This window comes from Frankia sp. AgB1.9, assembly GCF_016786355.1.
GTDB lineage: Bacteria > Actinomycetota > Actinomycetes > Frankiales > Frankiaceae > Pseudofrankia.
Genome location: NZ_JADWYX010000092.1, coordinates 1 through 24,119, shown reverse-complemented (window position 1 = coordinate 24,119; position 24,119 = coordinate 1). Strand labels below are relative to the sequence as shown.

17 protein-coding genes are annotated in these 24,119 nt (G+C 73.0%); 4 read left to right on the top strand and 13 right to left on the bottom strand.

The window, feature by feature from the left end:
• Window positions 1-251: 251 nt before the first annotated feature.
• Together nrdR and I6A60_RS29200 are read right to left on the bottom strand one after the other, a co-directional pair.
• Window positions 252-776, bottom strand: coding sequence for a transcriptional regulator NrdR (nrdR, locus tag I6A60_RS29205; protein WP_203020042.1), 525 nt, complete (start codon window positions 774-776; stop codon window positions 252-254).
• Window positions 777-1,897: 1,121 nt separating this feature from the next.
• Complete coding sequence (locus I6A60_RS29200) at window positions 1,898-2,182, bottom strand: hypothetical protein (protein WP_238436480.1); 285 nt, start codon at window positions 2,180-2,182, stop codon at window positions 1,898-1,900.
• A 731-nt stretch (window positions 2,183-2,913) separates the two neighbouring features.
• On the opposite strand from I6A60_RS29200, the gene lexA reads away from it, so the two are divergent.
• A complete protein-coding gene (lexA, locus tag I6A60_RS29195) occupies window positions 2,914-3,750 on the top strand; it encodes a transcriptional repressor LexA (protein ID WP_203042646.1) in 837 nt (278 codons plus the stop codon).
• A 205-nt stretch (window positions 3,751-3,955) separates the two neighbouring features.
• Complete coding sequence (locus tag I6A60_RS29190) at window positions 3,956-5,230, top strand: ATP-binding protein (protein ID WP_203020269.1); 1,275 nt, start codon at window positions 3,956-3,958, stop codon at window positions 5,228-5,230.
• A 110-nt stretch (window positions 5,231-5,340) separates the two neighbouring features.
• Here I6A60_RS29190 and hflX read toward each other — a convergent pair whose 3' ends face one another.
• On the bottom strand, window positions 5,341-6,882 hold the full coding sequence (gene hflX / locus I6A60_RS29185) for a GTPase HflX (protein ID WP_238436479.1): 1,542 nt from the start codon (window positions 6,880-6,882) through the stop codon (window positions 5,341-5,343).
• Window positions 6,883-7,221: 339 nt separating this feature from the next.
• On the bottom strand, window positions 7,222-8,184 hold the full coding sequence (dapF, locus tag I6A60_RS29180) for a diaminopimelate epimerase (protein ID WP_307873923.1): 963 nt from the start codon (window positions 8,182-8,184) through the stop codon (window positions 7,222-7,224).
• Between the two features lie 200 nt (window positions 8,185-8,384).
• On the opposite strand from dapF, the gene map reads away from it, so the two are divergent.
• Window positions 8,385-9,152, top strand: coding sequence for a type I methionyl aminopeptidase (map, locus tag I6A60_RS29175; protein ID WP_203020263.1), 768 nt, complete (start codon window positions 8,385-8,387; stop codon window positions 9,150-9,152).
• A gap of 27 nt (window positions 9,153-9,179) precedes the next feature.
• On the opposite strand, the gene I6A60_RS29170 is transcribed toward map, so the two are convergent.
• From I6A60_RS29170 to I6A60_RS29130, 9 genes are all read right to left on the bottom strand, one after another.
• Window positions 9,180-10,052: an EAL domain-containing protein gene (locus tag I6A60_RS29170; RefSeq protein ID WP_203020261.1), complete on the bottom strand. Its 873-nt coding sequence runs from the start codon at window positions 10,050-10,052 to the stop codon at window positions 9,180-9,182.
• A gap of 137 nt (window positions 10,053-10,189) precedes the next feature.
• Entirely contained in the window at window positions 10,190-11,119 is a 930-nt protein-coding gene (gene miaA / locus I6A60_RS29165; protein ID WP_307873922.1) for a tRNA (adenosine(37)-N6)-dimethylallyltransferase MiaA, read from the bottom strand.
• 146 nt (window positions 11,120-11,265) lie between these two features.
• A complete protein-coding gene (locus I6A60_RS29160; protein WP_307873921.1) occupies window positions 11,266-12,114 on the bottom strand; it encodes an alpha/beta hydrolase in 849 nt (282 codons plus the stop codon).
• Window positions 12,098-12,904, bottom strand: a complete 807-nt coding sequence (locus tag I6A60_RS29155) for a class III extradiol dioxygenase subunit B-like domain-containing protein (protein WP_203020259.1) — start codon at window positions 12,902-12,904, stop codon at window positions 12,098-12,100. The genes I6A60_RS29160 and I6A60_RS29155 overlap by 17 nt, the downstream gene beginning before the upstream one ends.
• Window positions 12,905-12,908: 4 nt before the next feature.
• A complete protein-coding gene (gene miaB, locus I6A60_RS29150; RefSeq protein ID WP_238436482.1) occupies window positions 12,909-14,507 on the bottom strand; it encodes a tRNA (N6-isopentenyl adenosine(37)-C2)-methylthiotransferase MiaB in 1,599 nt (532 codons plus the stop codon).
• A gap of 72 nt (window positions 14,508-14,579) precedes the next feature.
• The gene (gene rny, locus I6A60_RS29145; RefSeq protein ID WP_203020257.1) at window positions 14,580-16,274 is read right to left on the bottom strand and encodes a ribonuclease Y; all 1,695 of its coding nucleotides are present in this window, start codon (window positions 16,272-16,274) and stop codon (window positions 14,580-14,582) included.
• Window positions 16,275-16,843: 569 nt separating this feature from the next.
• The gene (gene recX, locus I6A60_RS29140; RefSeq protein ID WP_203020255.1) at window positions 16,844-17,413 is read right to left on the bottom strand and encodes a recombination regulator RecX; all 570 of its coding nucleotides are present in this window, start codon (window positions 17,411-17,413) and stop codon (window positions 16,844-16,846) included.
• Between the two features lie 214 nt (window positions 17,414-17,627).
• Window positions 17,628-18,665 (bottom strand): recombinase RecA, encoded by a 1,038-nt coding sequence (recA, locus tag I6A60_RS29135; RefSeq protein ID WP_203020253.1) that lies wholly within the window; start codon window positions 18,663-18,665, stop codon window positions 17,628-17,630.
• Window positions 18,666-18,886: 221 nt separating this feature from the next.
• Window positions 18,887-19,081 (bottom strand): DUF3046 domain-containing protein, encoded by a 195-nt coding sequence (locus I6A60_RS29130; RefSeq protein WP_203020251.1) that lies wholly within the window; start codon window positions 19,079-19,081, stop codon window positions 18,887-18,889.
• 360 nt (window positions 19,082-19,441) lie between these two features.
• Between I6A60_RS29130 and I6A60_RS29125 the strand changes: the two genes are divergently transcribed.
• Window positions 19,442-24,119: DEAD/DEAH box helicase (locus I6A60_RS29125; protein WP_307873919.1), on the top strand; the 4,678-nt coding region annotated here is incomplete at its 3' end.

Genomic DNA, 24,119 nt, shown 5'->3' with positions numbered 1-24,119 from the left:
GCTCGTCTCGTGCGCTGCGCCGAACGCGGGCGCGCCGAATAGACCGACGGCCTCGCGACCCGCTTGCTGGCCTTCCGGGAGGCGAGTCTCTTCGTCCCCCGAAGGCCCTGATGATGTTGTGGACCTGCTACGCGCTCGCGTTTCTGCGCGTCAGAACTCCGCGCGCCACCGCTGGCGGAGGCGCGTCGTGACGGGTGTGACCGACGGCGTCGCGTCGGTGTAACCGCGGCGGGCCAGGCTCGCCGCGGGCGTTACGGCCGGACCGGGCCCGCCGCCGGCGACAGGGCCACGTCCAGTTCGTCGGTCAGCGCGGCCGGGCTCGCCGGCGCGGCCGGGTCGGCCCGCAGCTCGGAGATCGCCCGCTCGAAGTCGGCGAGCGACTCGAACGCCAGGTAGACGGACGCGAACCGCAGGTAGGCGACCTCGTCGAGCTCGCGCAGCGGACCCAGGATCGCCCGGCCCACGTCCTCGGCGGCGACCTCGGCCGCACCCGAGGAGCGAACCGTGTCCTCGACCCGCTGAGCCAGGATCGCGAGGTCCTCGGCGCTCACCGGCCTGCCCTGGCACGCCTTACGAGCCCCGGCGACCACCTTGGCCCGGCTGAACGGCTCCGCGGCCCCACTGCGCTTGCGCACCCGCAGCGACGCCTCCTCCATCGTCGTGAAACGCCGGCCGCAGGACGGGCATGCCCGTCGCCGCCGGATGGCCGCGCCTTCCTCGGCCTCCCGGCTGTCGACCACTCGGCTGTCGGGATGCCGGCAGAACGGACATCGCACGGCTCCTCCCTTCTTCACGCTCGTCGAGGCGGGCCGCCCACGCGAGCGCACGGCGATCCATCGACCTGGGATCGTGCCGCACCCGGGACAGAGCTGACGCAGGGCATGGCGACGGCACTCCGGGGACCGGTGGGCGGGCGACCGCGCGTCACCGGGGGACGGCGAACGAACCTCCGAGCCCTCGCACTGGCCTGTCGGCGCCGCCAAGCGCGGTGCCTTTCAAAACTACCAGTGGATGACTTACAGGTGTGTAACTACAAGATGTTGTGTCGCCAGACTAGCGCATGCCCGGATCGCCGGTGTGCATGCCCCCCTCGCGTGTCGGAATCCACCGCCGCCGGACACGCCGGGCGCAACCTGCTTCGAGAGCGCGCCTTCACCCCGTCCTCGCAGGTCAGGACGGAGGCGACGACACGCAGGTCGGCCGAGGTCTGCGATCCCGTTCCGATCCCAGCCGCCGGAGCCGGCACGAGGACCACCACTCACGGGCCCTATCCGCGATCACCATCACCGCTCGACAGCTAGACCGCATCCCGCGGATCTTCGGGGCTAAGCGAAGATCCACATGGCCGTGATCTGCACAGCGGCGGTGGTGGCCACCCTTGGCACAGTGGGTCGCGCCCCTTCAGACCCCGCGGCCGGTCCTTGATCGCTGTTTTGGCCCTCCCCTGGTCGTGACCAGGCCGTTTCTGCGATCACCTGAGGGCCAAAACCGCGATCACCAGCACGAATAGGCGAGCGCCGGCACGCCCCCCGATCCGCGGGGAAGGCTCTGTCTCGGTTCGGCGCCGGTGGGCAGCCGCGACGGAGGGGTATGACCAGGCCCGGCGGGCGACTGGCGCGACAGTAAACGACCCAGGGCCGCCGCATGGATCACCCGTTCACCTATGGATCATCCGCCAAGGCCAGATCCCATGCCCAACTGGCGATCACTGGCGGCCAGCCCTCGACCGCGGACGCCGCGACCGCGCACCACTCATCAAGAGAGAGCGCCAATCGCACATCGATCGCCAGACTTCATACCAAGTTCGCGATCATGGTCGACCGGCAGCCCAGTACCGCCAGAAGATCGCCATCCGGGTCCGGCACCCGGCCTGGACGGAGGCCGCGAAACGCCTGGGTCAGTGGCCGGTAGTGGCGAGGAGCCAGGTCACGCCGAGCCAGACGCCACTCGCGGCACCCCAGAGCGCCAGGCCCATCACGAAGGCGGCCACGACGCGGCCGCGGGCGGTAAGCCGCAGCGCGGGCGCCGCCTGGGACCCGTGACGGGTCCGGTCGCGCGCCGGCCGGACACCGGCGACAGGGTGCTCGGCCGCCGCCGCCCGCGCCAGCGGGCTCTGCACCGGGGCCGCGGGCGCAGCCGCGCGCCCAGGGCGCCGGCGCGTCGGCACGGGAAGAGTGATCACTTGGGCACCGTCGGGACCTACCGGGGCCGGGCGCCCCGGGATCGTCGTGGCCCCACGCGGGTTCGTCACGCCAACCTCCTAGCGGCCGGGCCAGCGACCCGGCTGCGCTCGTCGAGCGAAGCTCAACCAACTCGGGGGTCCGGGGAGATGTTCCCCGGGCAGACATCGCGGACCACCGACGACGCTAACTCAAGGTCAACATGCGACGGTGGCCGGTACTGGGGCAGGGTGTCATTCGAACTGATGGTCGATTCTTACACGCATAAGCCCGGCAAGCTACCCGGACACGCTCGAACGCGTGTTTGAGATTCCGTCGTCGTCCGGCTACGGTCATCACGATCAGGCATGACGCGCGCAGCTTCATCCACACGCCCAGCTTCACCCAGATGTCTCCCAAACGTCGGGGTCCCCGAACCGCGGGAGTCCCCCGCAGAGCGGGGATCCCTGAACGGCGGGATCCCTGAACGGCGGGGGTCCCGGTGACGGGAGTCCCGGCGCAGGCGTCTCCGGACGTCGGGTCCAGTGGGGCGACGTGGTCGGGCTGCGGCGCCGAAACCTGAGGCGCCCGTTCTGGTCGGGCTCGCCGGCCTCGGTGCCGATGGGCCGGCCCGTCGGGCGTTCGATCCGGACACGCCGGGAGGCGCTCCGGGTCCCCCGATGTCGAGCCTCGCTCGACGAGCTCGACGAAGGAGAACGGTCGCCATGACCTCGAGGCTAGGAGTGCTTACGCCATGACCACGCAGGGAAGGGGACCGCGCAGGGCCGGTCGCCCGTCCGCCGGCCGCGGCGAAGCCGGTGGGACCGTGCGCGACTTCCCCGACGGGCCCGTCGACGAGCAGGGTCTCACGACCCGGCAACGGAAGGTCCTCGAGGTGATCCGTGACGCCGTCGAGCGTCGCGGCTACCCGCCGAGCGTCCGGGAGATCGGCGAAGCAGTCGGGCTGACCAGCACCTCCAGCGTCGCGCACCAGTTGAAGATGCTGGAGGACAAGGGTTTCCTGCGCCGGGACCCGAACCGGCCGCGGGCGATCGAGGTGGTCACCTCCGAGGGCGAGCCGCCGATCCGGCCGCTCCCGAAGACCCGGCCGGCCCTCGCCGCGGGCAAGGGCCGGACGCCGCTGCGGGTGCACACCCTCGGTCCGGACGATGACCTGCACGCGGATGACGACCAGAACACCCAGCTGGCGGCGGCCACCGCCTACCTGCCGCTGGTCGGCCGGATCGCGGCCGGTGGGCCGATCCTGGCCGAGCAGGCCGTCGAGGACGTGCTGCCACTGCCCCGGGAGATCGTGGGCGAGGGCACCCTGTTCCTGCTGCGGGTCGTCGGCGAGTCGATGATCAACGCTGCGATCTGCGACGGGGACCTGGTCGCCGTCCGGCAGCAGCCGGTGGCCGAGAACGGCGAGATCGTCGCCGCGATGATCGACGGCGAGGCGACCGTCAAGCGGTTCCGCCGCCACGACGACGGCCATGTCTGGCTGCAGCCCGAGAATCCCGCGTTCCACGACATCGCCGGTGACGACGCCACCATCCTCGGCCGCGTCGTCGCGGTCATGCGGCGGGTCTAGACCTGGCTGAGGCGCGGTGGAGCGTCCGGAACAGCGCTGGCACGCGCGACCGGACGCTCCACCCGCCCGAACGGCGCACCGGATCCACCGCGTTCCGCCCGGCAGACCGACCGTGATCATGACGGCAGATCGACCGTGATCATGGCGGCAGATCGACCGTCGATCATGAGACAATCGACCGGCGGCCTGGTGGCGAAGGACGGCGGTGGTGACGGTGTCGCAGCTGAGACTTGAGCTCTTCCCACGGCACGCGGAGGCGTTGGTGTCCGCCGCGCTGGCGGATACGCGGGTCGTCGTCGTGAACGGCGCGCGCCAGGTCGGAAAGAGCACGCTCGCGCGTCTCGCCGTCGACGCACACGGCGAGGCGAAAACCTACTACCTGGACGATGACGCGGTGCGGGCCGCGGCCCTGGCGGATCCTGCTGGCTTCGTCAACGCGGACGCGTTGTTGATGATCGATGAGATCCAGCGAGCCCCGGATCTCCTACTCGCGATCAAGTCGAAGGTAGATCGAGACCCCCGTCCAGGGCGGTACCTGCTCACCGGTTCCGCGCGCCTGTGGGGGATGAAGGGCATTCCGGACATCCTGCCGGGCCGCTCGGAGACCGTGGAGCTCTGGCCGCTTGCCCAGGGTGAGATCGATGGCGGCCCAGACGCGTTCGTCGATGCCGTCTTCGCGCGGGACGAGCCGCGGCTGGCCCAGGGCGCCCTCGATCGGAACGACTACGTCGAACGTGCGCTGCGCGGGGGCTACCCCGAGGCCGTGCGCCGCGAGGATCTGCGTCGGCGAGCCCGGTTCTTCGAGTCGTACATCTCGGACCTCATCGAACGGGATATTCGCCAGATATCCGAGATCGAGCGAACGGCGGAGTTGCGGCAGCTTGTTCAGGCGCTGGCGGCGACGGCGGGTGGTCTTCTCGTTCCGAACCGGCTCAGTAACGACCTCGCAGTGCCGGCTACCACCGTCCGCAGGCACCTCGCCGCCCTGGAACTCTCCTACGTCGTCCAGCGGATTCCGGCCTGGTCCAACAACCTGACCACCCGGGCTGTCGCGACGCCAAAGATCATATTCGTCGACTCCGGCCTCGCGGGGCACCTGACAGGTATGTCGCCGCGGCGGGCGTCTCACCCGACGGCGAACGTAGGGCCGCTGATCGAGAACTTCGTCCTGGGTGAGCTGGCCCGGCAGCTTACCTGGGCCCAGGAGCCGGTCTCGCTCTTCCACTACCGGGACCGCGACGGCAACGAGGTCGACGCGGTGCTGGAGCGGACGTCCGGCGAGATCGTCGGGGTCGAGGTGAAGGCGGCCGAGACGGTGCGCACGGACGACTTCCGTGGACTGCGCCGGCTTGCCGACCAGATCGGCGACCGCTTCCACGCCGGATACGTCCTCTACGCCGGTTCCGAGGTCCTGCGCTTCGGCCCACGGCTGCGCGCCGTCCCGATCTCGGCGCTCTGGACGGCGCAGGCAGACCTCTGACGGGTTCGCGTCGTTCTACCGGGCGGCGAGCCAGTCAGGACGTGCACGGAAACAGGCCCCGCCCGTCCACCGAGAGGCGGACCAGCGGGGCCGGTTTCGGCGCGATCGAATCAGACCCGCACTGGCGCGCGGTATTCGCCCAGCTCGGCGGCGAGGGCGGCGGAGACGCGGGCGCGCAGCTCCGTGCCGGTGGCGTTGTGCCCCTGGTGGAGGACCTCGCCGGACTCGTGGACGCGGGCGACCAGGTCGCCCCGGTTGTAGGGGACGACGACGTCGACCTCGACCTGCGGGTGCGGGACGCGGGTCGCGAGGGCCTCGACCAGCTCGGCGATCCCCGCCCCGGTCCTGGCCGAGACGCAGACCGCGTCCGGAGCGATCCGCCTGATCGCCGCCACCGTCGTCTTGTCGGCGATGTCGGTCTTGTTGACGATGACCAGCTCGGGCACGTTGCCGGCGTCGATGTCGTTCAGCACCTCGCGCACCGCCGAGAGCTGCCCGACCGGGTCGGCGTGCGAGCCGTCGACCACGTGCAGGATGAGGTCCGCGTCGGCGACCTCCTCCAGCGTGGAGCGGAACGCCTCGACGATCTGGTGCGGCAGGTGGCGAACGAAGCCGACCGTGTCGGTCAGCGTGAACGCGCGGCCGTCGGGCAGGGTCGCGCGGCGAACCGTCGGGTCCAGCGTGGCGAACAGGGCGTCCTCGACCAGCACGCCCGCGCCGGTCAGCCGGTTGAGCAGCGAGGACTTGCCCGCGTTGGTGTAGCCCGCGATGGCGACCGACGGCACCTCGCCGCGCTTACGGGACGAGCGCTTCGTCTCGCGGACGGTCTCCATCTCGCGCAGTTCCCGGCGCAGCTTGGCGATCCGGGCGCGCAGCCGGCGGCGGTCCGTCTCGATCTTCGTCTCACCAGGGCCGCGGGTACCGATGGGCGCACGCCCGCCGGAGGCCGCCTGCCGGGACATCGACTCACCCCAGCCGCGCAGGCGCGGCAGCATGTACTGCAGCTGCGCCAGCTCGACCTGCGCCTTGCCCTCCTTGGACGTGGCGTGCTGAGCGAAGATGTCCAGGATCAGCGCGGTCCGGTCGATGACCTTGACCTTGACGACCTCCTCCAGCTGGCGCAGCTGGCCGGGAGTGAGCTCACCGTCGCAGACCACCGTGTCGGCGCCGACCGTGCGGACGACCTCGGCCAGCTCCTTGGCCTTGCCGGAGCCGACGTAGGTCGCGGTGTCCGGCTTGTCCCGGCGCTGGACCAGCGCGTCGAGCACGACGGAGCCCGCCGTCTCGGCAAGCGCGGCGAGCTCGGCCATCGACGTCTGGGCGTCGACGATCGTGCCGGCCGTCCAGACCCCGATCAGGACGACCCGCTCCAGCCGCAGCTGCCGGTACTCGACCTCGGTGACGTCGGTGAGCTCGGTGGCAAGCCCCTGCATCCGGCGCAGTGCGCCGCGCTCCTCGACCGCCAGCTCGTCGCCCGCGTCGTCGTAGAAGCCAAGGCCCGTGAAAGTGATCTCGCCACTGTCCGCGGCGTCTTCAAGAGCGCTGTCGGTGGCCAGCACCCGGGCCACCGCGTCAGAAGGGTTCCGGTCGCCTCGCGTGGCTGCGGGTCGGCGGACCGGGCTGTTGGGAGTGGACTCAGCTGGAAGACTCATACCGTCCGTTCCAACGCGACGGACCAGCACGCGAATTCCACGCGGTGACCGTTCGCTCCAGTTGTCCGGGATGTACATCCGGGACGGGTGATGCCGAGGACCCTTTTGGGGCCTTGTTCCCCTCTGGCCTTGATCCCGCGGTCTGTCTCGCCTGCACCGCGGTTCCCCGGCCCCGGCGTTTCGCACCCCGCCGGAGCGGGAGATGCGGCACATCGCCGGTGCCGGTAGCGTGCCACGCTCAGCCCACCCCCGCGACGGGTTTTCGGTTCTCGGACCACGCCACGGTCACGGCCCGCGCCACGGTCACGGCTGGGCAGCGGCCCTGGGCCGAGCGGATCATCAGGCGGGACGACCGGCCAGCGCAGGCTCCCCCGCGCGTGCCCGGGCGGCGGCAAGCCAGTCGGGACGCAGCAGGCCCTCGCTGACGAGGACGGCCGGGCCGCGTAGCCGGACCTGGTCGCTGTCCCACAGCACCGTGACCCGGCCGCCGGGGACGTCGACCGGGATCACCGTCCCGGGGCCCCGGCCGGCCCTGGTCGCCGCGGCGACCGCCACCGCGCAGGCCCCGGTGCCGCAGGACAAGGTCTCGCCCACCCCTCGCTCGTAGACCCGCATCCGCACGGCATCCGGGGCACCGACGACGATCTCGACGTTGGCGCCGGTCGGGTAGGCCTCCGGGGAGACCTGGGGCAGCCGGGTCAGGTCGAGAGCGTTCAGGTCAGCCTCGGCGAGGTCGTCGGCGAAGCAGACCGCGTGCGGGTTGCCCATCGAGACGTTCGTGGCCTGGAAGGTCCGGCCGGCGACGGAGACGCGCTCCGCGCCGAGGGGGCCGATCGTCGGGGGCCCCATCTCGACCGTCACGTCGCCCTCGCTGGGAACGTCAGCCAGACGAACCCCCGCGCGCGTCGCGACCGGGATCAGCCCGGCCCGCTCGTAGCCCGCGTCGACGAGGTAGCGGCCGAAGACGCGCAGGCCGTTGCCGCACATCTCGGCGATCGAACCGTCGGCGTTGCGGTAGTCCATGAACCACCGGGCCGCGCCACCGGCTCCCGTCGATCGGTTCGCGGGGCTTTCGGCGGACGCGGGCCGCTCACCCGGGAGATCTGCGGCCCAGGAGTTCCCCAGCCCCGCGGCCGACGGCTCGGCCGCGGTGAGCACGACCCGCAGCACGCCGTCGGCGCCGATGCCGAACCGCCGGTCGCACAGCGCCCGCACCAGCTGCGGGGTCAGCTCGAGCTCACCGTCCGGGTCCGGCACGATCACGAAGTCGTTTCCGGTCCCCTGCCCCTTGACAAACCGCACCCCGCGATCGTACGGGGCCATCCCGCTGCCTGCCCGCGCCGACCGCCCAGTGAGATTGCCAATGCACCACCGACCCGTCGTACCGTGATAGTTATACCGGTACTTCGTCGGAGTCGCCGGACGTGGGCGACACCGTGCGGAGACTTCGCGGTGCGTACCAGCGAGAACGGCCAGTAGGGCCGAGACAGGTGGGCTTTGACATGGTCGAGCTGAAATCGGCGGCGGCGATCGGGGCGATGCGGGCGGCCGGACAGGTCGTCGCCCAGGCGCTCGCGGCCGTCCGGGAGGCGGCGCAGGTCGGCACAAGCCTCCTGGAGCTGGACGAGGTCGCCGCCTCGGTGATCGCGCGGGCCGGCGCCACGTCGACGTTCAAGGACTACCGGCCGGCCTTCGCGCCGACGCCGTTCCCGGCGGTGACCTGCGTGTCCGTCAACGACGTGATCGTGCACGGCATCCCCGACGACTACCGGCTGCGCGACGGCGACCTGGTCAGCGTCGACTGCGGCGCCGAGCTGGCCGGGTGGACGGGCGACGCCGCGACCAGCTTCATCGTGGGCACGGCCCGACCGGCGGACCTGCGCCTGATCGCGGCGGCCGAGGAGGCCCTCGCCGCCGGGATCGCCGCGGCCCGCCCGGGCGGCCGGATGGGCGACATCTCGCACGCGGTCGGCACGGTCTGTCGCCGGGAGCAGTTCGGCATCCTCGACGGCTTCGGCGGGCACGGCATCGGCCGGCGGATGCACGAGGACCCCCACGTCCCGAACGACGGGCCGCCTGGGCGCGGCTTTCCGCTGCGTACCGGCCTCGTGCTCGCGATCGAGCCGATGCTGCTCGCCGGGGGCCGCGACAGCCACCAGACCGCCGCCGACGGCTGGTCGCTGCGCACCACCGACGGGAGCCGGGCCGCCCACGTCGAGCACACCGTCGCCATCACCCCGGACGGCCCCCGCATCCTCACCCTGCTCTGACCGGATCTCAGCCCAGGAGGGTCGGCGTCAGCCTGCGGACGCCATGTGGGAAGTGGCGACCTTGCTGGGGGTGCCGGCCTGGGATGGGGTTCGGGGCTCGCGCGGACGGCCGCGGCCGAGCGCCAGCAGGCGGGCCTCGTCCACGTCGAGGGGCGGGCAGAAGACGGGGCCGGTCGCGCGGTCGCAGCCGAGGCTGATGAGGCGCGCGGCGAAGCGGGCGGTGTCGACCCCGTCGGCGAGGACCACGGTCCGACGGCGGCGGGCGAGGGTCACCATCGCGGCGAAGACGGCCTCGCCCTCCAGATCACGCAGCGTGGCGCGCAGGAAACGGTCGTCCAGCCGGACCAGGTCGAGGGGCAGCAGGTCGAGGGTGGCCGGCGAGCCGATCCAGCGGCCGAACGCGCGCACCGCGACGGCCACGCCGCTGTCCCGCAGGCGGTCGAGGGTTCGCGGCAGCGACGGGTCCGCGCGCCCCAGCGTCTCCTCGGTGAACGAGAGGCCGACGGCGCCGGGCGGCAACGCGCCGCGGTCGCGGACCATCGTGACGATCTCGGCGGCGAATCGTGGCTGGGCGAGCTGTCGCGAGCCGATGTGCAGCCAGAGCCGGGGCGGACGGACGGCGCCGCCGGTGGCCATCCGGTGCCACGTCCGGCACTCGGTGACGGCGGCGCGCAGCGCCCACTGGTCGAGCTGGTCGGCGAGCCCGGCGAACTGGGCGATCGCCCGGACGTCGGCGGCGTCCAGCAGGCCGCGGTCGGCGTGTGCCCACTGCAGGCGGGCGGTCATCCCGGGCACCGACCCGGTCCGCAGGTCCACCTCGGGTTCGAAGGTGAACCGCAGCGTGCCGTCGTCGAAGGCGGCGTAGAGAGCATGGATGAGCGCCAGGTCGAGCTGGGTCACGCGGCCACTCCCGGACGCCGGGATGGACCGGCCGCGCCCCCCGCTGGCGCACTTCAGCGACGAGACTTCCGGTCACACGTCACGGGCCGCGCGGCGCGCGACGGTGGTGAAGCCGCGTGCCCGCAGGCCCTTCAGGTTCACAGCGAGCCCACCAGACGGCGGACGGTGCCGGCATCGGGCTGGTCGAGCCAGCTTATCCGTGGATCACGTCGGAACCACGACCTTTGGCGACGCGCGAACCGTCGCGTCGCCGTGACGGTCGCGGCGCGGGCGTCGTCCTGCGATGCGAACTCGCCCTGCAGCCAGCCCAGCACCTGCGCATAGCCCAGCGCGCGCGACGCGGTCCGACCCACCGAGAGGCCGACCTTGTCCAGCTCCCGGACCTCCTCGACGAGGCCGGCGGCCCACATCCGGTCGACCCGCGTCGTGATCCGGTCGTCCAGGTCGGCCCGGTCGACACCGATGACGGCCACGTCGTAGTGCGAGCGGTGCTCCGGCAGCCGCGCGACGAACCCTCCGGTCAGCGCGACGACCTCGAGGGCCCGCACGATCCGCCGGCCGTTCGACGGCAGGATCGCGGTCGCGGCGGCCGGGGCCGCGGCGGCCAGCTCCGCGTGCAGCGCTGCGGGGCCGATCTCGGCGAGCCGCGCCTCCAGGCCCGCGCGGATCACCGGATCCGTGCCGGGGAACTCCAGCTCGTCGAGCACGGCCCGGACGTAGAGCCCGGAGCCGCCGACGAGCACCGGGAGCCGGCCCTCGGCCAGCAGACGGTCGACGATCGCGCGGGCGTCTCGTTGGTAGCTGGCGACGTCGGCCGTCCTGGTCACGTCCCAGATGTCGAGTAGATGGTGCGGGATTCCGCGTCGCTCCTCGGGCGGGACCTTGGCGGTACCGATGTCCATGCCCCGGTAGAGCTGCATCGAGTCGGCATTGATGATCTCGGCCGCGCCGTCGTCCAGCGAGGCGACGAGGTCCAGGGCGAGGTCGCTCTTCCCGGCCGCGGTGGGCCCGACGATCGCGACCACCCGGCCACGAGGTTCGCGCAGCCCGTCAGCGTCGTCGCGCACCGTCACCGCCCTTTCAGGATGCCGTCAAGCCTGCCACGGATGACCGGACCGAGGCCCGCCCGCGGCGACCGACGTGACCGTCGGCAGCGGCCGGGCGGCTGCTCGTCCGGGCCTGGGCCGCCGCCCGCGTGGGTTGTCGCCGCCGTTCAGGCCGCGGCCTCGGTCTCAGCCTCGCGGATGAAGGCGACGAGCACCTCGACGGTGCCGGTCGGATTCTGCACCGCGGGCGAGTGCATCGCGACGGGGATGGCGACGTGGCGGGCCCCCAGCCGGACGGCCATGTCGGCCTGCTGCGCCGGCAGCCACGCGTCGTCGTCGACCCCGTGGGTGACCAGGAGCGGAATCCCGTGCGCCGAGGCGACGGCCGTCGCCTCGGCGACCCGGTCCGGCTCGCCGAGCAGCGCCTTCGCCATGACCAGCATGCCGCGCTCGGAGCTGGCGAAGAACCGGCGCCGCAGGAAGTCGACCTCCTCGGCGGAGCGGACCGCGGGGTCGAGCGCCCGGGTCCCCGCCCAGACCGCGTCGAGGCCGCCCTGCGCGTAGAGCGCGTACATCGCGCGCAGCGCCAGGCCTCGCGGCCCGCCGATCGCCGCCGGCCCGGAGCCGAAGAAGGTGACCGACGCCAGCAGTCCGGGGTCCGCCAGCAGCGTGGCCCGCGCGACGAGCCCACCGAACGAGTGGCCGACGAGGTGGACCTGGCCGCCGAGCTCCCGGGCGGCCAGAGCGACGTCGGAGGCGAGGCCATCCAGGGAGAACTGGCTGTCGGGCCCGTCGGGCTCGCCCTTCGATTCGTACTGGCCACGCAGGTCGACCGCGACCGCACGCAGCCCGGCGGTGGCCAGCAGCGGCAGGATCGGGAAAAAGTCCTCCTTGCTGCCGGTGAAGCCGGGCAGCATCAGCACGGTCGCGCCGTCCGCCGGTCCGGCGACGAGCGCGGCGAGACCACCCACGGTCGCGCTTCGAGGCTCGTCCAACCTGTCAACGGCCCTCGTCACCCGACACCCCCGGTTCCCACACGCCTACGAAATACCCGACGCCAAACGGGGCGTCCGCGTACAAAACGTCTGCCCCCCACGTGGGCGTTCCGATGGGTCTCGCACCCACTGCGCCGGCGAGCACCTGCCACGAGGCGCGGCCGGCCACCAGCAGGTCGGCGGACAGGCCCGGATCGAGGGCCAGCAGTGCGTCGAGATCGACCGTCGCCAGCGCGCGTTCGACGACCGCGTCGTAGGGCTCGGCCCGCTCGTCCAGGGCGCCGGGGGCCTTGGGCGTCCGGCGGGCGCTGCCATCGCCCATCACGAGCAGCGCGACCCGGTCCGGTCCCGCGACCAGCTCGGCGCCCCGCGCGACGGCCTGCGCGGCCTCGGCCTTCGGCGAGACCCCCAGGCCCCAGCGGGCGACGTCCCAGCCGGTCTCGGCCAGCAGCCAGGCACCGACCGCGAGCGACAGCGGCAGTCTGGGGGCGTCGGTCGCTCCGCCCTCCCCCACGGCGCCGGGGACTCCACCGAGATCGGACATCCCAGCGGTCGGCCCGGGCCCAAGCTGGACCTGGTAGTCGACGCCGAAGCCGCGGAAGTCGCCGACCGACGTCGACGAATAGGCGTGAAAGCCGGCCGCGAGGGCGTCCGGGTCATCGCCGACGACCACCAGAACATCCGGGTTCGCGGCGCGCAGCCGACGGACGGCCGCCAACGCCGGCTCACGGGCGGCGACCGGCTCATTGGCGCCGACCCGGGGCACCAGCAGCGGAGGGTGCGGACAGACCGCCGCGACGACGAGCGTCACCTCGCTACCGCGCCGGAGCCGGCGTCGGGGCCGGGACCAGCGTCAGGGCTGAGACTGGGCCCGGCGTGGGCGCCGCGCAGCCGCAGGCCTGGCCGTCGCCGTGCGAGTGGGTCTCCTCAGATGCCCGCGTGCCGGCGGCGGCTCCGATGCCGGGCATGCCCAGGCTGACCGACTGCCGCGCCGAGCCCGCGGGCGCCGCCCGGTCGGCCTCCCAGAGGTCCCCGGCGCGGGTGGCCCGCGCCGCGCGCGGGGCGCCGGCGGCGACCAGGTAGTGCGGCGCTCCGTAGGTGATCACGGTGGTGACGACGTCGCCGGGACGAAGCCGGGCCAGTTCGGCGAGCACCGCCGCCTCCTCGGCCGGCGAGGTGTGCACGCCCGAGCGGGCGGAGGCGTTGGCGTCGGGCCCGAGGTGAACGAGCCGCCCGTCGCGGGCCCGGCCCGAGCGGCGACCGGTGGACTCGTCCTTGCGGCCCTCCCCCTCGGCCAGCAGGACCTCGACGGTCCGGCCGACCTGGGCCCTGTTCTCCGCCAGCGAGACCTCGTCCTGCAGCGCGACCAGGCGGCCGTAGCGCTCGGCCACGACGGCCGGCGGGACCTGCTCGTCCATCGTGGCGGCAGGGGTGCCGGGCCGGGGTGAGTACTGGAAGGTGAACGCACCGGAGAACCGGGCCTGGCCCACGACGTCGAGGGTGTCGAGGAAGTCCCGCTCGGTCTCGCCCGGGAAGCCGACGATGATGTCGGTGGTGATCGCGGCGTCGGGAAGCGCGGCCCGGACCCCTTCAACGATGCCGAGGTAGCGGTCCCGGCGATACGAGCGCCGCATCCGGCGCAGGACGTCATCGGAGCCCGACTGCATCGGCATGTGCAGGCTGGGGCAGACGTTCGGGGTCTCAGCCATCGCGGCGATCACGTCGTCGGTGAAGTCGCGCGGGTGCGGAGAGGTGAACCGCACGCGCTCGAGGCCGTCGATCCGGCCGCAGGCCCGCAGCAGCTTGGCGAAGGCACCCGGGTCCCCGAAGGAACGGCCATAGGAGTTGACGTTCTGGCCGAGCAGGGTCACCTCGACGGCGCCGTCGTCGACCAGCGCCTCCACCTCGGCGAGCACGTCGCCGGGCCGGCGGTCGCGTTCCTTGCCGCGCAGGCTCGGGACGATGCAGAAGGTGCAGGTGTTGTCGCAGCCGACGCTGATGCTCACCCAGGCGGACGCGTGGCTGGCCCGGCGGGCCGGCAGCGTGCTGGGGAAGACCTCCAGGACCTCGGCGATCTCGACCTGGGCCTCGGCATTGTGCCGGGCCCGCTCCAGCAGCACCGGCAGGCGATGCAGGTTGTGGGTGCCGAAGACCACGTCCACCCACGGGGCCTTACGCGTGATCGTGCCGCGGTCCTTCTGCGCGAGGCAGCCGCCGACGGCGATCTGCATGCCCGGATTGTCGCGTTTGGTCGGGTACAGGTGACCGAGGTTGCCGTAGAGGCGGTTGTCGGCGTTCTCCCGGACGGCGCAGGTGTTGAACACGACGAGGTCCGGGGTCTCGCCGACGTCCACCGGGACATAGCCGGCGGATTCCAACAGCCCGGAGATCCGCTCGGAGTCATGCACGTTCATCTGGCACCCGAACGTGCGCACCTGGTAGCTACGGCCAATCACTCACCCAGGTTACGGCGATGGCTGGCTGGCTCAACGGGCGGTTTCGATCGCGCGGGTCTCGCGGACGACCGTGACCCGGATCTGGCCGGGGTAGGTGAGCTCGTCCTCGATCTGGCGGGCGACGTCACGGGCGAGCAGATGGGCCGCGGTGTCGTCGACCTCCTCGGGCACGACCATCACCCGGACCTCCCGTCCGGCCTGCATGGCGAACACCCGCTCGACGCCGGGGCGCTCGGCCGCTATCTGCTCGATCCGCTCCAGCCGTCGCACGTAGGACTCGAGGCTCTCGCGGCGGGCGCCGGGCCGGCCGCCGGAGATCGCGTCGGCCGCCTGGGTGAGCACCGCCTCGACCGAACGCGGCTCGACCTCGTTGTGATGGGCCTCGATGGCGTGGACGACGTCCTCGTGCTCGCCGTAGCGGCGGGCGATCTCCGCGCCCACCAGGGCATGCGAGCCCTCGACCTCGTGGGTGAGCGCCTTGCCGAGGTCGTGCAGCAGGGTGCCGCGCTTGGCGATCAGGGCAGGAAGCCGCAGCTCAGCGGCCATCAGCCCGGCCAGGTGGGCGGACTCGACCAGATGGCCCAGCACGTTCTGGCCATAGCTGGTGCGGTAGCGCAGCCGGCCCAGCAGCACGACCAGCTCCGGGTGCATCTCGCCGATGCCGACCTCGACCAGGGCGTCCTTGCCGGCGCGCACGCACCGTTCCTCGACCTCGCGCTGAGCCCGCTCGTACTCCTCCTCGATCCGCTGCGGATGGATCCGCCCGTCGGCGACCAGCGCGGACAGGGTGATCCGGCCGACCTCGCGGCGGACCGGGTCGAAACAGCTGAGCAGCACCGCCTCGGGCGTGTCGTCGATGAGCACGTTCACGCCGGTGACCGACTCGAAGGCGCGGATGTTGCGGCCCTCGCGGCCGATGATCCGGCCCTTCATCTCGTCGCCGGGCAGGTGCAGGACGGAGACCACCGACTCGGCGGTCTGCTCGGCGGCGACCCGCTGGATCGCGATGGTGACGATGCGCCTGGCCCGGTCCTGGGCCTCGTCCTCGGCCCGCGCCTCGATCTCGCGGGCCAGCGTCGCGGCCTCCAGCCTCGCGTGCTGCTCGACGACCGACAACAGCTCGGTCTTCGCCTCGGACGAGGTCATGCCGGCGGCCTGTTCGAGCGCGGCGACCCGGCGGGCGTCGAGGTCGTCGGCCTCTCTGGCCCGACGGGCGAGGGCCGCGTCCCGTTCGGCGAGCTCGCGGTCGCGGGACTCGATCCGGCGGGTCTGGTCCTCGAGGGTGGCCAGGCGTTCCTCGATCCGGGCCTCGCGCTGGGTGAGCCGGCTGTCCCACTCGCGTAGCTCGGCCCGGCGGCCGCGAAGCTCGGCCATCGCCTTGTCGCGTTCCTCCTGCGCCTCGCGGCGGGCGGCTTCGGCCCTCTCGCGGTCGGCCTCGGCGAGCTTGCGGGCCAAGGCCTGAGCCTGCTCACGGGACGTGGCTTCGGCGTGCTCTCGGGCGACGGCGGTGGCGTGCTCCCGGGCGACCGTCTCGGCGTGGGCGACGGCCTCCGCCTGCGCGGCCCGTAGGGCCGCCGCCGCGTCGGCGTCCGCCGCCGGCGATGGCCGTGGGCTCGGCTCGGCGCCGGTGCGCGAGCCCGCCCGCAACAGCCGCAGCACGACCAGGGCGAGGGCGACGATGGCAACCAACACCACCGCGACGAGTGCCACGAGCACGCCGATCAACGCTGCTCCTCCCGATCCGGGTCATGGAGCAGGAGCCCCGCCGACTCCACGCGGAGTCCGCGGGAAAGCTGCTCCCGGGCACACGTCCAGCCCATCGGGAGCCAGCCAGCGGCCAGCGAACTGCAGACGCCGGCGAACTGCAGAAGCCGACCCTGTCAGGTCCCGTCGAACGGACCGGAGCGGCGAGTAGCCCACGCGAGACGGCGGCATTTCGACCAGGGTCGGAGAAAACGCCGTGACGCCTTCTCGACACCGTCGGCATTCACCCGGTGGCAGTCTCCAGGTGCGCGGAAACATTCTCCCTCGCGTGACCGACGATGTCGGCAGCGCCAAGGAGCACTGGGTGTTGCCTACATATGCACTTGAGCCAACTATCGCGACCGCGTTGTCCGCGGGAGTCCTCGCGCCGTTGCTGAGCGTAGATCGACCAGTTTTGCCGGGTCAAGAAATACCGGTCAGCACAGACCGTTGGTCTCTAGCCGGCAGGTCAACGGCCTTCTGGCGCTGTGCCCGCTTCTTGGAGCCCGGCTGTTGACCCAGCTGGCCCGCCTGGATCGACGGCTTCCTGGTCAGTCCGGTCCCTCGTCCAGGTCGCCGGGCAGGTCGTCGTCGGGCAGGTCGTCCTCGGCCGCGCCGCAGTCTTCGAGCGCCTGGGTGACGACCCGGACCGCCAGATCCGTCGGGTAGCCCTTCCGGCCGAGCATCGCCACCAGGCGGCGCAGTCGCACCTGCCGTTCGAGCCCGCCCATGCCACGCAGCCGGCGGTCGACGAGGTCGCGAGCGGCGGTCTCCTCTGCGGCGCCATCCACGCTGGCCAGCGCCGCCGTCGCCACGTCGTCGTCTACACCCCGGCGCCGCAGTTCGACGGCGAGGCCTCGTCGGGCGAGCCCACGGTTCTCGTAGGCCGAGGACACCACGGCCGCGGCGAAGGCGTCGTCGTCGATCAGTCCGACCGCCGTCAGCCGGTCCAGCACAGCCTCCGCGACGTCGTCGGCCACCCCGCGCCGCCGCAGTGCCGCCGTCAGCTCGGCCCGGCTCCGCGCCCGGACCGCCAGCTGCCGCAGGCAGATCTCCCGAGCGACGGCCACCGGATCCCGCTCGACCTCCGCCTCTTGGCCCGTCCTGGCCGGCGCCACCATGCACCCTCCTAGCTAAGAAGTAAGAAGATCGACTCAGGCGCCACAAGGCCCGCGTCCCCGCCCTGCCTCGCCCGCTGCGCCGCTGTCTCAGACCGAGCGGAACCGACCCGCTACGGCAGCGCGGTTCGCCGGCAGAGTGCAGGGCGTGGCGGGGTTGGAGGCACCGGGAGGCCAGCCCGGCGCTCCGGTGACAGGCGGACCCGAGATCGAGCGGCTAGATGTCGACCGGGACAGGTGCCAGGGTGTCGCCGTCGAGCGTGGGGATGATGCCGAGCTTCTCCTTGATGCGCTTCTCGACCTCGTCGGCGAGGTCGGGGTTGTCGCGCAGGAAGTTGCGGGCGTTCTCCTTGCCCTGGCCGAGCTGGTCGCCGTCGTAGGTGTACCAGGCGCCGGACTTCCGGATGATTGCGTGCTCGACGCCCATGTCGATGAGCGAGCCCTCACGGCTGATGCCGCCGCCGTAGACGATGTCGAACTCGGCGGTCCGGAAAGGCGGGGCCACCTTGTTCTTGACGACCTTGACCCTGGTCCGGTTGCCGACCGCGTCCGCGCCGTCCTTGAGCGTCTCGATCCGGCGGACGTCGAGGCGGACGGAGGCGTAGAACTTCAGCGCCTTTCCACCCGTGGTGGTCTCCGGCGAGCCGAACATCACGCCGATCTTCTCGCGCAGCTGGTTGATGAAGATCGCGGTGGTGTTCGAGTTCGACAGCGCGCCGGTCATCTTCCGCAGCGCCTGGGACATCAGCCGGGCCTGCAGGCCGACGTGGCTGTCACCCATCTCGCCCTCGATCTCGGCGCGAGGTACCAGCGCCGCGACCGAGTCGATGACGATGATGTCCAGCGCGCCGGAGCGAACCAGGAGGTCGGCGATCTCCAGGGCCTGCTCACCGGTGTCCGGCTGGGAGACCAGCAGGTTGTCGGTGTCGACGCCCAGCTTGCTCGCGTACTCAGGGTCGAGCGCGTGCTCGGCGTCGATGAAGGCGGCGATCCCGCCCAGGGCCTGGGCGCTGGCCACCGCGTGCAGCGCGACCGTCGTCTTGCCGGACGACTCCGGGCCGTAGATCTCGATGATCCGACCGCGCGGCAGGCCACCGATTCCGAGGGCCACGTCGAGGGCGATCGAGCCGGTCGGGATCGCCTGGATCGGCACGCGGGCTTCGTCGCCGAGGCGCATGACGGAGCCCTTGCCGAACTGCTTGTCAATCTGCGCGAGGGCGTTGTCGAGCGCCTTGTCGCGGTCGGGTCCTGCCATGGGAGCTACTCCTGGCTGAGGTCGTCGAGTCTTGGTGGCCACGAAGGCGACGTTAGGGGGTGGGTCCGACAGTTTCGAGAGGGTGGCCCGCAACTGTGGACAACCGTCCCCCTGTGGACAGGGTAACCGAACATTCGTTCGACCTGAACGCTGACGCGCCAGCGCGCCCCGACTTTTCCCCAGGTGTGCCAGCAGGGCACCGAGCACCGAGCACCGAGCGGTCAGTGTTCCTTGGCCGGGACGTCGAACTCCTGGCAGACGGCGCGCCAGACGACCTTCGCGTCGTCGCCGCGGGCCAGGGCCCCCTCGACGGTGGCGCCACCCAGGCTGCCCAGCACATGGTCCCGGGCAACCGATTCCGCATACTCGGTCCCGAATTGGCGGTTCATCCTGGACCAGAACTCGGTGAGTCGCACCTGTTCAGTGTGCCGCGCCCGGATTGGCGGCCTACCAACGAGGTCGACCCGCCGCACACCACCACCCTGGCGCCACTGATCGCCGTTTCGGCCCTCGCATGGTCGTGATCCGACCTGTATCGCAACCAGCAGAGGGCCAAGACAGCGATCAAGGCACGGAGGTGGCGGCCCGCCAGCGGGAGATCGCGATCCACAAGAAGGGCTCTGGGCTGAGCCCGGCCAGCGGCCACCGACCAGCGACCAGCGACCACCGACCAGCGACCAGCGACCACCGGCGACCGGCCACCGGCCACCGGCCAGCGGGTGCGGCCGCGGGCCAGCCAGGGCGTTATGTCGTAGGTGGGAGGCAGACTGGCGGGCGTGCCAGACTCCGATCCGCTCGCCGCGTTCTCGGCGCCGACCAGGGCGTGGTTCCAGGCTGCCTTCCCGGCGCCGACCCCGGCCCAGGCGGGTGCCTGGGCGGCGGTGCGCGCCGGCGGAAGCGCCCTGGTGGTGGCGCCGACCGGATCGGGCAAGACACTGGCGGCGTTCCTGTGGTCGCTCGACGAGCTGGTCCGCTCCGGTCCGCCGGCCGACCCGACCCGGCGCTGCCGGGTCCTCTACGTCAGCCCGCTCAAGGCACTGGCCGTGGACGTCGCCCGCAACCTGCGCGCGCCGCTGGCGGGCATCCAGGCGGCGGCGACCCGGCTCGGCCACACCGTCCCCGAGATCAGCATCGGGATGCGGACGGGAGACACCCCCGCGACCGAGCGGCGAGCCTTCGGCCGAACCCCGCCGGACATTCTGATCACCACCCCGGAGTCGCTCTTCCTCATCCTGACGAGCCAGGCGCGCGAGGCGCTGCGCGCGGTGGAGACGGTGATCGTCGACGAGGTGCACGCGGTCGCGAGCACCAAGCGCGGCGCCCACCTGGCCCTCAGCCTGGAGCGGCTGGACGCGCTGCGGACGTCGGAGTCGGGCGGCGATCCGGTCCCGGCCGCCGCGCTGGCCCGCCGCGTCGGGCTCTCGGCTACGGTGCGCCCGGTCGAGGAGGTCGCCCGGTTCCTCGGCGGCGCCCGGCCGGTGACGGTGGTCCGGCCACCGGCCCAGAAGACGCTGCTGGTGGACGTGGTGGTGCCGGTGCGGGACATGGCCGACCCGGGGGCTCCGGATGGTCTCGCCGGGCTGACGGCACCGGGCGGGGTGTCGGGGCTGCCGACGTTGGAGAGCCTCGGCGACGGCCCGCCGGTCGCCGAGCCGGCCAAGCCGTCGATCTGGCCGGCGGTGGAGGCCAAGGTTCTCGACCTGATCGAGGCTCACACGTCGACGATCGTCTTCGCCAACTCCCGCAGGGTGGCCGAGCGGCTCTGCGCCCGGCTGAACGAGCTGCACACCGAACGGCTGATCGCGGCCGAGAACGCGAACGTCCAACGCGGCGGCGGCCGGATCGACCTACACGACTTCGACGGCCAGCCAGCCGGGCCACCGGGCGGGCCGTCAGTCGGTCAGCCCGACGAGTTCGACGGTTTCGACGGCCCGGGGGGCCACCGAGGCGAGCCCACGCGGGTGACTCCGGCCGAGGTCATGGGCGCCGCCGGACTGGCTCGTGGGTCCCTGCCGAACGCCGAGGTGGCCCGCGCGCACCACGGCAGCGTGAGCCGGGAGCAGCGGCTGCTGATCGAGGAGGACCTCAAGGCCGGCCGGCTGCCGGCCGTCGTCGCGACGTCCAGCCTGGAGCTGGGCATCGACATGGGTGCCGTCGACCTCGTCGTCCAGATCTCGTCGCCGCCGAGCGTGGCCGCCGGCATGCAGCGGGTCGGCCGGGCCGGCCACCAGGTCGGTGTCGAGAGCCGCGGCGTCGTGCTCCCCAGCCATCGCGCCGACCTGGTGGAGGCGGCCGTCGTCGCCGAGCGGATGCGCGACGGCGCGATCGAGGAGGCCCGCTACCCGCGTAACCCGCTGGACGTGCTGGCCCAGCAGATCGTGGCGATGACGGCCGTCGACACCTGGCCGGTGGCCGAGCTGGGGGCGCTGGTCCGCCGGGCGGCGCCGTTCGCGACGCTGCCGGGCAGCGCGTTCGAGGCGGTGCTGGACATGCTGTCCGGCCGCTACCCGTCGGACGCGTTCGCCGAGCTGCGCCCCCGGATCGTCTGGGACCGCGCGGCGAACACCGTCACCGGTCGGCCCGGCGCCCAGCGGCTCGCGGTCACCAGCGGCGGCACGATCCCCGACCGCGGTCTGTTCGGCGTGTTCCTCGTCGGCGAGAAGGCGAGCCGGGTCGGCGAGCTGGACGAGGAGATGGTCTACGAGTCGCGCGTCGGCGACGTGGTGCTGCTGGGCTCGTCGAGCTGGCGGATCGAGGAGATCACCCCGGACCGGGTGCTGGTCACCCCCGCGCCCGGCCGGCCCGGCCGGCTGCCGTTCTGGCACGGCGACTCCCCCGGCCGCCCGGCCGAGCTCGGCCGGGCGCTCGGCGCGTTCCTGCGGGAGCTGACGAGGAAGAGTCCCGAAGACGCCGAGGCGCGGCTGCGGCAGGCCGGCCTGGACGGGTGGGCGACGAGCAACCTGCTCGCCTACCTCGACGAGCAGCGGGAGGCGGCCGGGCGGCTGTCCGACGACCGGACCCTGGTGGTCGAGCGGTTCCGCGACGAGCTGGGCGGCTGGCGCCTCGCGGTGCACTCCCCGTTCGGCGCCCGGGTGAACGCCCCGTGGGCGCTGGCGATCGGCGGCCGGCTGCGGGAACGGTACGGCGCCGAGGTCCAGGTCATGCATACCGACGACGGCATCGTCGCCCGGGTGCCGGACGCCGATGCCGCGCCCGGCGCCGTGGACGTCGTCTTCGACCCGGACGAGATCGCCGCGATCGTGCGGACCGAGGTCGGCGCGAGCGCGTTGTTCGCCAGCCGGTTCCGTGAGTGTGCCGGGCGGGCCCTGCTGCTGCCGCGCCGCTCCCCCGGCCGGCGCACGCCGCTGTGGCAGCAGCGCCAGCGCAGCGCGGCGCTGCTGTCGGTGGCGGCCGGGTTCGAGAACTTCCCGGTCGTGCTGGAGACGATGCGGGAGTGCCTGCAGGACGTGTTCGACGTCCCGGCGCTGGTCGAGCTGCACCGAGACGTCGACGCCCGCCGGCTGCGGGTGGTCGAGGTGGAGACGCCCGCGCCGTCGCCGTTCGCCCGCTCCCTGCTGTTCGGCTACGTCGCCACGTTCCTCTACGACGGCGACGCACCGCTGGCCGAGCGCCGCGCGCAGATGCTGTCCCTGGACAGCCGGCTGCTGGCCGAGCTGCTCGGCGAGACCGACCTGCGCGAGCTGATCGACCCGACGGCCCTCGCCGAGGTCGAGGCGGAGCTGGCTCGGCTCGCGCCCGAGCGGCAGGCCCGCGACGTCGAGGGAGCCGCCGACCTGCTGCGGGTGCTCGGCGACCTGACCACCGCCGAGGCACTGGCCAGGGGCGCGACCGAGGAGTGGCTCCGGGCCCTGGCGGCTGCCGGTCGGGCCCTGGAGGTGCGGATCGCGGGCGAGGAGCGCTGGGTCGCGGTCGAGGATGCCGGGCGGCTGCGGGACGCGTTGGGGGTGCCGCTGCCGATGGGGGTGCCGGCCGCGTTCACCGAGCCGGTCCGCGATCCGCTGGGCGACCTGGTCTCCCGCTTCACCCGCACGCGCGGCCCGTTCGACGCCGAGGAGCTCGCCGCCAGGTTCGGCCTCGGCGTCTCGGTGGCCGTCGGCGCGCTCGAACGGCTGGTGGGCGCGGGCCGGCTGGTGCGCGGCGAGCTGCGGCCCGGCCGGACCGGGGAGCAGTGGTGTGACGCCGAGGTGCTGCGCCGGTTGCGTCGCCGGAGCCTGGCCGCGTCGCGCCGCGAGGTCGAGGCCGTGCCGCCGCGGGCGCTCGGCGCCTTCCTCCCGGCCTGGCAGGCGGTGACGGCGGGACGGTCCCGCGGCGTCGACGCCGTCGCGCGGGCGGTCGAGCAGCTGCAGGGGGCGCTGATCCCGGCGAGCGCCTGGGAGCAGCTGGTCCTGCCGGCCCGGGTCGCGGACTACTCACCGGCGATGCTCGACGAGCTGTGCGCGACCGGCGAGGTGCTCTGGGCCGGCGCGGGTGGCCTCCCCGGCGACGACGGCTGGGTGACGCTGGTGCTCGCCGACGCCGCCCCGCTGCTGCTGCCCACCCTGGCGGCGCGACCCGGTGACGCCGGCGAGCTCAGTCCGTCCTCACGAGCGGCGCCGGGCGGGACGGTGGATCTCGCCGCGCTGGCCACCGGCGAGACCGGCGGGCGGCCAGCCGACGACAGCCAACACCCGCGCACCGACGACGACGGGCCGGACCAGGCGATCGATGATGCGGCCGCGACCCCGCTGCACCGGGCCGTGCTCGACGCGCTCGCCGACGACCAGGCCCTGTTCTTCCGGACGCTGTCCGACCGGGTAGGCAGCCTCGACGACACCGTGCTGGCGGGCGTGATCTGGGATCTCGTCTGGGCCGGCCTGATCACCAACGACACGCTCGCCCCACTGCGGGCCCGGCTGTCCGGCGGCTCGGCGACGACCCACCGCGCTCCGCCCCGGCCGCGGCGGTCCACCATGCGGTTCGCCTCCGGCTACGGCGCCGGCCTCACCGGGGCGGGACGAGGGGCCGGCCGGGCCGCGACCCCCCGCCGCGGTGGCCCGCCCATGGTCGCCGGACGCTGGTCGCTGCTGCCGCCCCGCGACACCGACCCGACCCGCCGGGCCCACGCGCTGGCGGAGACGCTGCTCGACCGGCATGGCCTCGTCACCCGCGGCGCGGTCGTCGCCGAGCGCGCCCCCGGCGGGTTCGCCGCCGTCTACCGGGTGCTGTCCGCCTTCGAGGACGCCGGACGGGCCCGCCGCGGCTACTTCGTCGAAGGGCTCGGCGCCGCCCAGTTCGCCATGCCCGGCGCGGTGGACCGGCTGCGGGCCGTCGCCGCCAACCAGCGCGCCGCCGACGAGGAGCCCGACTGGGCCGAACAACCCGGCGGAATAACCGGAGCCCTCGGAGCGGTTGCGTTCCCCGCCGCCCGCCGGGCGGCCCCCCCCGGCGCGGGGG

What these genes read in the sequence shown, in the direction of transcription:
- lexA (WP_203042646.1), top strand. Translation starts at nt 2,914, where the DNA reads ATGACCACGCAGGGAAGGGGACCGCGCAGGGCCGGTCGCCCGTCCGCC.
- hflX (WP_238436479.1), bottom strand. Translation starts at nt 6,882, where the DNA reads ATGAGTCTTCCAGCTGAGTCCACTCCCAACAGCCCGGTCCGCCGACCC.
- map (WP_203020263.1), top strand. Translation starts at nt 8,385, where the DNA reads ATGGTCGAGCTGAAATCGGCGGCGGCGATCGGGGCGATGCGGGCGGCC.
- miaB (WP_238436482.1), bottom strand. Translation starts at nt 14,507, where the DNA reads ATGAACGTGCATGACTCCGAGCGGATCTCCGGGCTGTTGGAATCCGCC.
- recX (WP_203020255.1), bottom strand. Translation starts at nt 17,413, where the DNA reads ATGGTGGCGCCGGCCAGGACGGGCCAAGAGGCGGAGGTCGAGCGGGAT.
- recA (WP_203020253.1), bottom strand. Translation starts at nt 18,665, where the DNA reads ATGGCAGGACCCGACCGCGACAAGGCGCTCGACAACGCCCTCGCGCAG.